13 protein-coding genes are annotated in these 12017 nt (G+C 63.5%); 6 read left to right on the top strand and 7 right to left on the bottom strand.

Going from position 1 to position 12017, the window contains the following annotated elements; genetic code table 11:
• Positions 1 to 31 precede the first annotated feature (31 nt).
• Positions 32 to 1525 carry an MFS transporter gene (locus O0879_RS05075; RefSeq protein WP_289915092.1) on the top strand — a complete coding sequence of 498 codons (1494 nt, stop codon included), beginning with the start codon at positions 32 to 34 and terminating at the stop codon, positions 1523 to 1525.
• A 111-nt stretch (positions 1526 to 1636) separates the two neighbouring features.
• Here O0879_RS05075 and O0879_RS05080 read toward each other — a convergent pair whose 3' ends face one another.
• The 3 genes from O0879_RS05080 to O0879_RS05090 form a co-directional block, all read right to left on the bottom strand.
• Positions 1637 to 2173: a CPBP family glutamic-type intramembrane protease gene (locus tag O0879_RS05080; RefSeq protein ID WP_099664098.1), complete on the bottom strand. Its 537-nt coding sequence runs from the start codon at positions 2171 to 2173 to the stop codon at positions 1637 to 1639.
• A gap of 106 nt (positions 2174 to 2279) precedes the next feature.
• A complete protein-coding gene (locus O0879_RS05085) occupies positions 2280 to 3860 on the bottom strand; it encodes a methyl-accepting chemotaxis protein (RefSeq protein ID WP_289915094.1) in 1581 nt (526 codons plus the stop codon).
• 266 nt (positions 3861 to 4126) lie between these two features.
• Positions 4127 to 4561, bottom strand: a complete 435-nt coding sequence (locus O0879_RS05090) for a hotdog fold thioesterase (protein ID WP_289915095.1) — start codon at positions 4559 to 4561, stop codon at positions 4127 to 4129.
• Positions 4562 to 4704: 143 nt separating this feature from the next.
• Between O0879_RS05090 and lpxO the strand changes: the two genes are divergently transcribed.
• From lpxO to fdx, 4 genes are all read left to right on the top strand, one after another.
• Positions 4705 to 5604, top strand: a complete 900-nt coding sequence (gene lpxO / locus O0879_RS05095) for a lipid A hydroxylase LpxO (RefSeq protein WP_099664101.1) — start codon at positions 4705 to 4707, stop codon at positions 5602 to 5604.
• A gap of 83 nt (positions 5605 to 5687) precedes the next feature.
• On the top strand, positions 5688 to 6101 hold the full coding sequence (locus O0879_RS05100) for a DUF6331 family protein (protein ID WP_289915097.1): 414 nt from the start codon (positions 5688 to 5690) through the stop codon (positions 6099 to 6101).
• A 43-nt stretch (positions 6102 to 6144) separates the two neighbouring features.
• Positions 6145 to 6777: a carbonic anhydrase gene (locus O0879_RS05105; RefSeq protein ID WP_099664103.1), complete on the top strand. Its 633-nt coding sequence runs from the start codon at positions 6145 to 6147 to the stop codon at positions 6775 to 6777.
• A gap of 88 nt (positions 6778 to 6865) precedes the next feature.
• A complete protein-coding gene (gene fdx, locus O0879_RS05110; protein WP_289905099.1) occupies positions 6866 to 7198 on the top strand; it encodes an ISC system 2Fe-2S type ferredoxin in 333 nt (110 codons plus the stop codon).
• A gap of 33 nt (positions 7199 to 7231) precedes the next feature.
• Here the strand turns inward: fdx and O0879_RS05115 are convergent, their stop codons facing one another.
• Positions 7232 to 9280 (bottom strand): M13 family metallopeptidase, encoded by a 2049-nt coding sequence (locus tag O0879_RS05115; RefSeq protein WP_289915099.1) that lies wholly within the window; start codon positions 9278 to 9280, stop codon positions 7232 to 7234.
• 241 nt (positions 9281 to 9521) lie between these two features.
• Between O0879_RS05115 and O0879_RS05120 the strand changes: the two genes are divergently transcribed.
• A complete protein-coding gene (locus O0879_RS05120; RefSeq protein WP_289905587.1) occupies positions 9522 to 9758 on the top strand; it encodes a hypothetical protein in 237 nt (78 codons plus the stop codon).
• An 8-nt stretch (positions 9759 to 9766) separates the two neighbouring features.
• Here O0879_RS05120 and O0879_RS05125 read toward each other — a convergent pair whose 3' ends face one another.
• From O0879_RS05125 to O0879_RS05135, 3 genes are all read right to left on the bottom strand, one after another.
• Positions 9767 to 10336 carry a DUF1439 domain-containing protein gene (locus tag O0879_RS05125; protein WP_289915100.1) on the bottom strand — a complete coding sequence of 190 codons (570 nt, stop codon included), beginning with the start codon at positions 10334 to 10336 and terminating at the stop codon, positions 9767 to 9769.
• A gap of 218 nt (positions 10337 to 10554) precedes the next feature.
• Positions 10555 to 11475 (bottom strand): hypothetical protein, encoded by a 921-nt coding sequence (locus tag O0879_RS05130; RefSeq protein WP_289915103.1) that lies wholly within the window; start codon positions 11473 to 11475, stop codon positions 10555 to 10557.
• Between the two features lie 35 nt (positions 11476 to 11510).
• Positions 11511 to 11954 (bottom strand): hemerythrin domain-containing protein, encoded by a 444-nt coding sequence (locus O0879_RS05135; RefSeq protein ID WP_289898046.1) that lies wholly within the window; start codon positions 11952 to 11954, stop codon positions 11511 to 11513.
• Between the last annotated feature and the right edge of the window lie 63 nt (positions 11955 to 12017).

Genomic DNA, 12017 nt, shown 5'->3' on the forward strand with positions numbered 1-12017 from the left:
CTTGCCGCTCCTTCTATCCGAGCCCACTTCCATGCCCTCTTCCCCACGTTTGACGCTTGCCCTGCAAGTGCTGGCCGCCTGCCTGACGGGCTTGCTGATTCCTTTGTGCTTCACGGGCCCGGCCGTGGCGCTGCCCGCCCTTGGCGCCGAATTGCGCGGCAGCGCCGCCGCCCTGAACTGGGTCATCAATGCATACATCCTCAGCTATGGCAGCGCCATGATGGTGGCCGGCAGCCTGACGGACGTGCTGGGCCGGCGCCGCGTCTGGCTGGCGGGCCTGGCCCTGTTTTGCGCGGCCACCCTGGCCATCGCCATGGCCCCGTCCGTCGCGCTGGTCGCCGCGCTGCGCTTCGTGCAAGGCCTGGGCGGCGCGGCCGCGTTCGCCGCCGCAATGTCGTCGCTGGCGCCCCTGTTCCACGGCGCGGCGCGCAGCCGGGTGATGAGCGTGCTGGGCACGACGTTCGGCCTGGGCCTGGCCTTCGGCCCGCTGGCGGCCGGCGCCATGCTGGAACTGGCCCGCTGGCCCGCCATCTTTTACGCCACGGCCGCGCTGGGCGCCATCGGCGCGCTGCTGGTGCTGGCCAGCGTGCCGGCCGATGCGCCCCGTACCCAGGGCCGGCTGGACTGGCCCGGCGCCCTCAGCTTCAGCGGCGCGCTGTCCCTGTTGACCCTGGGCATGCTGCTGGCACCCGAACATGGCTGGCGCAACGGGGCCGTGCAACTGTCCATCGCCTCGTCCGCGCTGCTGTTTTGCGTGTTTGTCGCGGTCGAACGCAGGACGGCGCGGCCCATGCTGGACTTGACCCTGTTCCGCCAGCGCCGCTTTGTCGCCGTGCAAGTGCTGGCCGCCTCGCCCGCCTTTTTGTTCATCGTGCTGATCGTCATGCTGCCGGGGCGCTTCATCGGCATCGACGGCGTGTCGCCGCTGGCGGCGGGCCGCCTGATGATCGCCCTGGCCGCGCCCCTGCTGGTCGTGCCCATGCTGGCGGCGCTGCTATTGCGCTGGTTCAAGGCCGGCACCGTGTGCGCGGCGGGATTGCTGCTGGCGGCCGCCGGACTGGCCTGGCTGGCGCAAGTGCTGGGCAACGGCGGCACCGCCGCGCTGGCGGGACCGCTGCTGCTGGTGGGCGCCGGCATCGGCTTGCCGTGGGGCTTGATGGACGGCATGGCCCTGAACGTGGTGGACACGCCGCGGGCCGGCATGGCGACGGGCATCTTCAATACCGTGCGCATCAGCGCCGATGGCGTGGCGCTGGCCCTGGCGGGCGCCGTGCTGGCCAGCCTGATCGGCGCCGCGCTGCAGCACCAGCTGCCCGCCGGCCTGCCCGTGCTGGCCGCCGCCAGCCGCGCCGCGCTCGGTGATATCCAACAGGCAACACAACTGCTGGGCGGCCACGAAGCGCTGCTGCGCGCCAGCTATGACGCCGCCTTCCGCCATTTGCTCAATGGCCTGGCCGTGCTGGCCATGGCGCTGGCGGCGCTGGTGCCGTATTTACTCAAGAAAAGAGAACTTCACGACGCTTGACAAAACCGTCGCGAGCGGAAGGTAGAGGTGGTCGAGAAGCGCAACCGTACTCAGGTACGGTGAGCATCGCAGGCCATCTATACCGACGCGCAGCAGGTTTGGGCAGGCGTCCTAGGCGTCCAGGCCGTAAAACACGGCCACGAGAATGGCGATGTTATTGCAGGCGCGGGAAAAAGTCGTTGTGGCGTAGGCAACGGCCACACTTGGGCCGCGGTAGCGCAGGTAGACAAAGCTGAACATGGCGCCCGACCCCAGCGCGACGATGGCGTGCAGCAAGCCACCGCTGATGAAATGCACGATGGCCCACAGGATGGCGCCGATAAAAATGCTCAGCTGGCGGCTGGCGCCCAGGCGCCGGAGGATTTCCAGCGGCAGCAGCTGGCCGAGGAAGGTTTCCAGGATGGGGGAATAGATGACGACCCAGAACACCAGCAGGGGCAGCGACATTTCGCGCTTGAACTTGGACAAGCCCGTGTGCGCGCCCCAGTATTCGGGCGGCAACAGCCATTTGGTGAGGAACAGGATGGCAAAGCACAGCATGCAGGTGAGTAACCCCCAGCCGAGGCCGGCAAGGGCCAGCTGCAGCACGGGCGGCGCCGGGCCGTCGTCGTCCGGGCTGGAGAGATCATGGCTGCTGCGCACTTGCATGAGTAGTCCTGGCGGTGATCCAGCGCTCATTGTAGCGCGGAATAGGACTGTTCGCGCATGGCTGTGGAGCGCGGCGCATGGCGCGCCGCGCTCCACGCTATCGGCGTCAGGCCGCCAGGCGCAGCGGGCCGTTGGCCGGCTTGGCCAGTTTGAAGATGCCCACTTCCTGTTCCAACTGCGCCGCCTGCTGCTGCAGTTCATGCGCGGCGGCCGCCGCCTGCTCGACCAGGGCCGCGTTTTGCTGGGTCACGCGGTCCATGTCGACGATGGCGCGGTTGACTTGCTCGATGCCGGCGCCCTGCTCCTGCGTGGCGTGGCTGATCTCGGCCATGATGCCCGTCACCCTGCCGATGCCGGCCACCACGTCATGCATGGTGACGCCGGCCTGCTCGACGAGCAAGGTTCCCGTACCCACCTTGCTGACGGAATCGTCGATCAGCAGCTTGATTTCGCGCGCGGCGGCGCTTGACCTCTGCGCCAGGTTGCGCACTTCCGTGGCGACGACGGCAAAGCCGCGCCCCTGCTCGCCCGCGCGCGCCGCTTCCACGGCCGCGTTCAAGGCCAGGATATTCGTCTGGAAGGCGATGCTGTCGATGACGCCGATGATGTCGACGATCTTGTTCGACGAGGCATTGATCAGGCTCATGGTGTGCACCACTTCGGCCACCGCCTTGCCGCCCTGCTCCGACACCTTCGACGCTTCGCGCGCCAGGTGGTTCGCCTGCTGAGCATTGTCCGCATTCTGGCGCACGGTGGAAATCAGTTCTTCCATCGATGAGGCGACCTCTTCCAGCGAGCCAGCCTGCTGCTCCGTGCGCTGCGACAGGTCGCGGTTGCCCGAGGCGATCTCGGTCGAAGCCGTGGCGATGCTTTCCGTACCGTGGCGCACCTTGCCGACGATGGCGGCCAGGTTGTCGCGCATGGTCTTGATCGCAAACAGCAGGCTGCTTTCGTCGCCGTGGCGCGTGTGCACGTCGATGGCCAGTTCGCCGAGCGCGATGCGCCCCGCGATCGAGGCCGCATACCCCGGTTCGCCGCCCAGCTGGCGCAGCAATCCGCGCGTGATGACGGTGGCAACAAAAATGCAAATGAGCACGCTGAGGGCGGCCAGCACGCCGATCCAGCGCAGCGACTGGCCATAGATGGCGCGCGCGGCCACGCTGGCCTGCTCCGATTCGCGCTGCACATTTTTCAGCACCGTATCGATGTCGGCGACGATCTGGCGCCGCAGGGGGCTGCATTCCTCGACGAGGAAGGTGCCGTACTGTTCCATCTGCCCCGTGGCGCGGAACTGGCGCGGACGCTGCAATTGCTGCGCCATGGTGGTCAACCCAGCGCTGACTTTCTGGAATTGCGGATCGCCGGCGAACTGCGGCGCCAGGCGCGCCAGCGCTTCCAAATACAGCGCCTTCTGGCTGTCGAGGATGGCCAGCTCTTTTTCGGCGGCGGCCTGGTCATGGAAGATATACGCGTTGCGGGCGGCCAGGCCCGTCTGGTCGAGCGCTTCGCGCGCCACGTACAGCGGTTCGAGTTTTTCCAGCTGGACTTTGTCTTGCGCGTCCATGGCGCCGGAGATGGCGCCGATGCGCAGCAGCGCGAAAGCCGCCAGCACCAGCATGAATACCACCAGCAGCCCGAAGCCTGCGCTCAGGCGCGCGCCTATCGTCAAACGATTGAATGACATCATTGTTGTTATTGCCCTGTAAATAAAGTTGATTGTTGCTGGTTATTTAAAAACCAGCGATCTGCTCGCCGTCGTGTTGCCTTTCCTGCATGGCGCAGGATGGGTCTCTAACTGGCGTTTTTTGGGCAGTCAGCTTCTAATTTCGGGCAATGCAGGCGCGCGGGACATACCCTGCGCCATACAACAGCACACTGAATTATAAGCGAACAGCGTTACGGATGATTCCACGCGCTCACTTTTAATGCCTTGACGCATATCAAAAAAGACAATTAACGCTGGCCTGGCGTATCGATGACGGCCATGGTGATGCGCGAGATGCAGCACAGCTTGCCGTCGTCGTCGGTGATGCGGATTTCCCAGACCTGGCTGGTGCGGCCCCGGTGGATCGGCGTGGCACGCCCCGTCACCTGGCCACGGCGCACGCCGCGCACGTGGTTGGCATTGATTTCCTGGCCCACGCTCACTTGCCGGCTGGAATCGAGGCAGGCATTCGCGGCCATGCTGCCCAGGGTTTCGGCCAGCAACACGGAAGCGCCGCCATGCAGCAGTTTAAAAGGCTGCATGGTGCGGTGGTCGACGGGCATGGTCGCTTCGATCCAGTCGGGGCCGAAGGCGCTAAATTCGATGCCCAGGTGGCGCATGGCCGTGCCTGCACTGGCGGCGTTGAGGGTGGCCAGGTCGAGCGGTGCGTGCCAGATTTCCATCGTTACCTCATATCAGTGGGGAGAACAGCCATTGTAGGACAGAGCGCTGACGTGCGCCGCTTCATCTTTCCTTCACCGTGGCACGGGGTGGCGCCGGCATTAACTGGTTATAATTGCCCCATTCTTTAAAAACGAGGTTGTGTATGAAGTGGGCCTTGCTGGGCATTTTTGTGTTTTCTGTTTTACATATTCATTTTCGTGGCAAGGTGCGCCTGCCGTTCCGCCGCCAGATCTTCGATCACTCCTCGTTCATGGCGCCGCTGAATCTGTTCATGCACACCTTTTCCAAGGTGCCGGCCACGCCCTATTTAGCCGTCGAGCAATTCCCGGAACTGGCGCCGCTGCAGCAGAACTGGCAGATCATCCGCGATGAAGCGCTGCGCATGCAGGAAATGAAAAAGATCAAGGCGGCCGAAAAGAACAATGACGTGGGTTTCAATTCCTTCTTCAAGTATGGCTGGAAGCGTTTCTACCTGAAATGGTATGACGCGAACCACCCGTCGGCGCAACAGATGTGCCCGCAAACCTATGCGCTGCTGCAATCGATTCCCTCGATCAAGGCAGCCATGTTCGCGGAACTGCCGCAAGGCGGCAAGCTCAACCCGCACCGCGACCCGTTCGCCGGCTCCCTGCGCTACCACCTGGGCTTGCAGACGCCGAACGACGACCGCTGCTTCATCGATGTCGATGGCGAACGCCACAGCTGGCGCGACGGCCAGGCCGTGATGTTCGATGAAACGTATATCCACTGGGCCCGCAACGACGCCGACAGCGACCGCATCATCCTGTTCTGCGACATCGAGCGCCCGATGCGCTACCGCTGGGCGCAAGCGCTGAACCGCTGGCTGGGCCGCACCCTGATGACGGCCGCCGCCTCGCCGAACGAGCTGGGCGACCAGGTGGGCGGCGTGAGCAAGCTGTTCCAGATTTCCTGGACCATGGGCCAGTACCGCCGCCGCTTCAAGGCGTGGAACAAGACGGCGTACCAGGTCACCCGCGTGGCCCTCGTCGTGGGCGTGATCGCGCTGATCTACTTTATCTAGACGCCGGCATCGCTTCTTTGACAAAAACCGCCTTCGGGCGGTTTTTTTTATAATGCGATGCCACTCACCAGGAGAATCTGCAAATGACCGAACGCGACCGCCAGTACGATATCCAGATCGGCGACGATGCATGGATCGAGTTCATCAGCCTTGACGGCCGCTATGACCAGGCCATCGACATCGATGCCCTGCTGAACGGCCTGTGGCCGCTGATCTGCCGCCTGGAAACCTATTGCGTGGCCGGCTGTTGCGGCATGGATGCCTTCGATTTCACGCCCGAAGGCATCGCTGCGGCGCTGGTAGACCTTGACCGCGCGCAACTGCACGCCGCCTGCGCGCAAGCCCGCATTGCCGTGGCAGCGGCCGCCAGCGACGTCTTCACGAGCAACACGCTGAACCACATGGCCGACAAACGCGTGTTCCTGCAATTGCTCGAGCATGTCGAACGCTGCACGGCGGCCCCTGAAACGAGGCAGCCGGCAAGCCAGCCGCGCTGACATAGGCGATAATACGGGTTCACACCACTCTCTTCTTTTATTTATGCGCGACATCATTGCCGGATTTCTACGTTTCCAGAAGGAAGTCTTTCCTGAACGCCGAGAGTTGTTCAAGACGCTGGCCACGGGACAGACGCCCAAGGCCCTGTTCATTTCCTGCTCCGACAGCCGGATGGTGCCGGAACTGGTGACGCAGCGCGAGCCTGGCGAACTGTTCGTGATCCGCAACGCGGGCAATATCGTGCCCTCGTTCGGCCCGGAACCGGGCGGCGTGAGCGCGTCCGTCGAATTTGCCGTGGCGGCCCTGAATGTGACGGACATCGTCATTTGCGGCCATTCCGATTGCGGCGCGATGAAAGCCATCGCCACTTGCACCTGCCTCGATCACATGCCGGCAGTCAAGAACTGGCTGCGACACTCTGACGCGGCGCGCATGATCAATGAATCGATCGAGCATGCGACGGAACAGGACCGCATCGACGGCATGGTGCGCGCCAATGTGGTGGCGCAACTCAACAACATCCGCACCCACCCTTCGGTGGCGCTGGGCATCACGCAAAAACGCCTGACCCTGCATGGCTGGGTGTATGACATCGAAAATGGCTCGCTCGATGCGCTCGACGAGTCCACCGGCCAGTTTGTCCCGCTCGCGGAACATCCGGCCTCGAAGCTGTAAGCGCAGGCATCCCCGTCAGGCGCAACATTGCGCTTGACCTTGTCCAGACGGGAAGGTGCAAGGTAGCGGTACTCAAGGAGATTATCGTATGCCAACCATCACCGTATTACCCCATCCCGAGCTGGCCCCCGAAGGCGCCGTGTTTGACGCGCCGCAAAACATGAGCATTTGCGACGCCTTGCTGCTCAACAAGATCGACATGGAACACGCGTGCGGCCAGGTGGGCGCCTGTTCCACCTGCCACGTGGTCGTGGTGCAGGGTTTCGACTCGCTCAACGAACTTGGCGACAATGAAGAAGACATGCTCGACCAGGCCTGGGGCTTGCAGCCCCACTCGCGCCTGTCTTGCCAGGCGCGCATGGCGCAGGAAGACCTGACGCTTGAACTGCCCAGGTACACGCTCAACCACGCCAAGGAATAATCCCCGGCGCGGCTGCCCGGCTACCCTAGCTGATTACCACATGATCACGCGCTGCTCGGGCGGCAGATACATCGGGTCGCCCGGCTTGATGCCGAACGCTTCGTAAAAGCCGGGCTGATTCTTGACCGTGCCCTTGGCGCGGAATTCGCCCGGCGAATGGGGGTCGCTCTTGATCTGGGCGATGGCCGCTTCCGGACGCAATTTCGCGCGCCATTTCTGCGCAAAGCCGATGTACAGGCGCTGTTCGCCCGTCAAGCCATCGATGACGGGCGACGGCTTGCCGCCGAGCGAACGCTGATACGCCTTGTAGGTGATCGACAGGCCGGAATTGTCGCCGATGTTTTCGCCCAGGGTCAGTTCGCCATTGATATGGTAGCCAGGCACGGGGCTGTAGGCGCCGTATTGCTTGACGAGCCCGGCCGCCAGCGCCTTGAAGGCCGCGCGGTCTTCCGCCGTCCACCAGTTGCGCAAGCGGCCCTTGGCGTCGTATTGGCTGCCGGAATCGTCGAAGGCATGGCTGATTTCATGGCCGAAGGTGATGCCGAGCAAGCCGTAATTGACGGCGTCTTCCGCTTTCACGTTGAAGAACGGCGGCTGCAAAATGGCGGCCGGGATCGTGATCGCGTTGAGGGCCGGGCTGTAGCTGGCGTTGACGGTTTGCGGCGTCATCGACCATTCGTCGCGGTCCACCGGCTTGCCCAGCTTGGCCAGGTTTTGCTGGCGGCTCCACGCGCGCGCGGCGCGCACGTTGGCGATCAGGTCGTTCGGCTGCGTCTTCATGCTGCCGTAGTCGCGCCAGGTAGCGGGATACGCGATCTTCGGCTTCAGGGCGGCCAGCTTGAGCTGGGCTTCCTTCTTGGTTTCCGGGCCCATCCAGTCCAGCTGCTCGATGCCATCCTTGAACGAGGCGACGAAATTGTCGAACATGGCCATCACGCGGGGCCGGGTTTCCGGCGGCAAATACATTTCCACGTAGCGCTTGCCGATGGCGTCGCTGATGGCGTTATCCGTGAAGCGCAGCGCCAGCTGCCACTGCGGTTCGCTTTGCGGCACGCCGCGCAGCACCGTGCCGTCGAAGGCGAAGCGCTCCTTGACGGCGTCGCTGTCCAGGTAGGAGGCATAGCTTTCGATGATGCGCCAGTTCAGGTAGCTTTTCCACGCTTCCAGCGGCACGGCGGCCACCGTCTCGGCAAAACCGGTCATGAAGCTGGGCTGGCGTACCACGGCCGAGGCGGCTTTCGGCGCCAGGCCGGCAGCCGTAAAGTAGGCGTTCCAGTCGAAGGCCGGCGCCAGCGCCGCGAATTTGTCGAAATCGACGCGGTTGTACGATTTGACGGGGTCGCGCATCTGCACGCGCGTCCACTGCACCGCCGCCAGGCGCGTTTCGAGGTCGAGGATTTGCGCCGCGTGCGCGGCAGCGGCCTTGTCGCCGCTCATGGCCAGCATGGTTTCGACGTGCTTGAGGTATTTGGCGCGCACGGCTTGCAGCTTGGCGTCGTCATCCTTCAGGTAGTAATCGCGGTCAGGCAAGCCCAGGCCGGACTGGCTGATGTTGACCGTGTAGCGCTCGGGGTCTTGCGCATCGGGCGCCACGTAGGCGGAAAACGGCGTGGCAACGCCATTGCCCTGCAGGTAAGCCAACAGTGCCGGCAAGTCCTTCTTGTCTTTCACGCCAGCCACGCGGGCCAGCTCGGCGCGCAGCGGCTTGAAGCCGGCCGCATTGCGCGCCTTGTCGTTCATGAAACTCGTGTACAGGTCGGCGATCTTGTGCGCCTCGCTGCCGGGCTTGCCGGGGTTCTTGACGGTAGCGTCGATCAGGCCGCGCAACTGGCCCTGCGCGATTTCGCGCAATTCGATATACGTGCCCCAGACGGATTTGTCGGCCGGAATCTCCGTATTGCGGGTCCAGACGCCGTTGACGTAGCCGTAGAAGTCGTCACGTGGGCTGACTTCCGGGTCCAAGGTTTTCAGGTCGATGCCGGAGACCGGCGCGGTCGGATTGCTCGCCTCCTGGGCGTACAGCGACGGCGAAGACAAGGCGAACAAGGCGCAGCAGGCGGCGCTGATAAGCGAACGTTTCACGAAGATTCCTTTAATTGTTTTGACTTCATGTTGGGGAACATGCTGTATCCAGGCATGAGAGGCCGGATTATAGTCCGCCTGCTTGCGGGGAAACAATGTCGGTTGAACAATTCCGGTGAGCCGATGTGCGTTGAAGCACGCCTCAAGCCCGCGCCGATGATCAGCAAATGTTACCATCTGGCAATAGCCATACCTCTCGCTCACCACCTTTTTTGCCTGGCTCTTGGACTGGAGAAGTTTGATGCAGGAATGCAGATTCAATATTTTCGGCACGCTGATTGCCGTCCGGGGGCAACAAGGAGCATGGCGCGCCTTCTATCTCGGCGCGGAAGGCAAGCGCCGGCCCGCCGATTTCATTATTCCCGACGATATTCAAGGCGATGCGTTGTGCGAATACCTGGCGGACCTGTTCCACGAAGAGGCGACACCGCGCAATAACACGGCCACGCAAATCACCACGCCCGCGTTCCAGGCCTAGCTACTTTCTTATTTCACCGGTTCGAACGTCACCGTCAGCCCGTTTCCCGTGGTCCGGATCTGCGTGGGCACGAATTGCACGCCCGCATAGCGCAATTCGTCCGGCTTGAAGGTGTAGATCGGCGTTTCATGCATGAGCTGGTCGGCCACCAGGCTGGCCACCTTGGCGAACTGGCGCTGCTGCGACTCGTCCATGCCGTCGATGGTCACCTTGTCCACGCTCGCTTCGCTCAAGTAAACGGCGTTGCGCTGGGCGTCAAGTACGAGGCGGCCCGACATGGCCAGGCTGCCGCGCCAGCTTTGGCGTATGAATGGCGGCAAGACGCTGGCATCCACGCTGAGGGCGACTCTTTCGCGCTCGGGTTGCAGCGACAATTGCGGATGCGTCAGCTTGACGTCCAGCACGGACAGCACGCGCTTGTCGATGGGAAAGCGGCGCTCCAGGCCTTGCTGCATCTTGCTCAGCGACACATTCACGTCGCGCGGGCCGATCAGGGTGGAGCACGCGGCCAGCACGCTGCAAGCCAAGGCGGCGATGGCGGCGGTTTTCAGCAAGGGACGGAAGGCGGTCACGTTCATGGATAGTCTCGGTGGAAAGATGGCGCCATATTACACATGCGCCCGCTTTCACGCAAAAACCGGCGCCCGCCTTGCAGCGGGCGCCGGTTTGCATGTGGGCCTTGTCAGCGTACGAACAGGGCGATCAGGATTACGATGGGCAATGGAATGCCCAGCAGCAGCAAGAGGATGGAACGCATGGCAGTCTCCTGGATTGAATTGGTAGATTAATCGGTAAATTAAATGGTCACATGGCGCAGCACGCGCTCATGGTCGCGCTGGCGACCACCAAACGTGGCGGCCAGGCTGGCCACGAAAGCGCCCAGCAGCAAGGCGACGAACATCCACAGCGCCGTATGGGCGCCGGCCTTGCGGGCCGTATCGGCCGCTTGCTGTGCCTGCGCCTTGGCATCGGCGGCAGCCTTGGCGGCGCGGGCGTAGACGGCGTCGACGCGCGCTTCCGCTTCCGCCTGCGTCAAGCCCGTGCGGCTGGCCACGACCTGGCCCAGGTAGGCGCGGTCATCGGCGGCCAGGCTGCCCGTGGACAGGCCGGTAGCGAAGATCTTGCCGATTTCGCCGCGCTGCCCGGCGGATACGCCGCCCGCTTCACCCGCCCCGGCCGCCGGGGTGGCGCGCAGCAGCATGTCGGAAAAATAGTCGAGCGGATTGGCGCCGCTGCCCTCGCCTTGCTTGGCGCTTGCAGCGCCAGCAGCACCTGCGCCCGCTGCCGCTGCGGGGGTAATGGCAGCCGCCACGCCGCTGCCCGCATCAATGGCGCCGCTCAGCACGGCCCGCGTGCCGCCGGCCAGCACGGCCACGGTGATCAGGGTGGCCACGGCCCAGGCCAGCAAACCGTGCGCCGTATCGCGGAAATGCACTTCATCCGTATGGATGGAGCTCCACTTCACGCGCAGGCGGCCCGCCATGTAGCCGCCGATGCCGGACGCGGCCAGCTGCATGAAGGCCAGCCAGGCGATGGTCGACACGCCGATGGCTGTCGCATTGAACGACCACGGCGACACGGACGACAGGCCCAGGCCCACGCCGAGGATCAGCAGGATGAAGGACAAGGCGGCCGCAGCGGCAGCGCCCGCCAGCACGGCGCCCCAGGAGACGCCCGGATTGTTCAAGTCCGAGACGGACAGTTGTGTAGCTTGCATAAAATTCTCCCTTGGTTGTTGATTGTTTAAGCCGTTCAGGCGGCGACGCCCGTCAGCTGTTCCTTGCGCGCGGCCATTTCCTTGCCCAGCGCATCGAGGTCGACGGCCGTGTGGCGCACCTTGGGAAACATGTCGCCCTCCTCTTCCTTGACGTGGTGCTCGATCTGCTCGGACAGCACCTTGACCTTGGCGTCGTACAGGTCGTCGGCAGGGTCCATCGCTTCGATCTGCGCGATGAGTTCCTTGGCGCTCGCGTGCTCGACGACGGCTTCATCCATCAGATCGCCATCGTGGATGGGGCGGCGCACGGCCGGGTAAAAGATTTCTTCTTCCAACTGCGTGTGCACGGTCAATTCCTGACAGATCTGATCGGCCAGCTTTTTCTTGGTGGCAAATGAGCGGTCGCTCAAGCCTTCATATTGTGCAAACAAAGCCTTCACGGCCTTATGGTCCTGCATCAATAAACTGATCGCGTTCATGGCGCCTCCTCGTTGTGGATGAGGCAAGGATGCGCCACGGCGGCTCCAGCGTATGTGCGACGC

Origin of the sequence: Janthinobacterium sp. SUN120 (genome assembly GCF_030397735.1) — a bacterium.
GTDB classification, from domain to species: domain Bacteria; phylum Pseudomonadota; class Gammaproteobacteria; order Burkholderiales; family Burkholderiaceae_D; genus Janthinobacterium; species Janthinobacterium kumbetense.

Excerpts from the sequence above, each read along its gene's own strand:
- fdx (WP_289905099.1), top strand. The coding sequence starts at position 6,866 with ATGCCAACCATCACCGTATTACCCCATCCCGAGCTGGCCCCCGAAGGC.
- O0879_RS05100 (WP_289915097.1), top strand. The coding sequence starts at position 5,688 with ATGACCGAACGCGACCGCCAGTACGATATCCAGATCGGCGACGATGCA.
- O0879_RS05075 (WP_289915092.1), top strand. The coding sequence starts at position 32 with ATGCCCTCTTCCCCACGTTTGACGCTTGCCCTGCAAGTGCTGGCCGCC.
- O0879_RS05135 (WP_289898046.1), bottom strand. The coding sequence starts at position 11,954 with ATGAACGCGATCAGTTTATTGATGCAGGACCATAAGGCCGTGAAGGCT.
- O0879_RS05120 (WP_289905587.1), top strand. The coding sequence starts at position 9,522 with ATGCAGGAATGCAGATTCAATATTTTCGGCACGCTGATTGCCGTCCGG.
- O0879_RS05105 (WP_099664103.1), top strand. The coding sequence starts at position 6,145 with ATGCGCGACATCATTGCCGGATTTCTACGTTTCCAGAAGGAAGTCTTT.
- O0879_RS05090 (WP_289915095.1), bottom strand. The coding sequence starts at position 4,561 with ATGGAAATCTGGCACGCACCGCTCGACCTGGCCACCCTCAACGCCGCC.
- O0879_RS05130 (WP_289915103.1), bottom strand. The coding sequence starts at position 11,475 with ATGCAAGCTACACAACTGTCCGTCTCGGACTTGAACAATCCGGGCGTC.
- O0879_RS05085 (WP_289915094.1), bottom strand. The coding sequence starts at position 3,860 with ATGATGTCATTCAATCGTTTGACGATAGGCGCGCGCCTGAGCGCAGGC.
- O0879_RS05080 (WP_099664098.1), bottom strand. The coding sequence starts at position 2,173 with ATGCAAGTGCGCAGCAGCCATGATCTCTCCAGCCCGGACGACGACGGC.
- lpxO (WP_099664101.1), top strand. The coding sequence starts at position 4,705 with ATGAAGTGGGCCTTGCTGGGCATTTTTGTGTTTTCTGTTTTACATATT.
- O0879_RS05125 (WP_289915100.1), bottom strand. The coding sequence starts at position 10,336 with ATGAACGTGACCGCCTTCCGTCCCTTGCTGAAAACCGCCGCCATCGCC.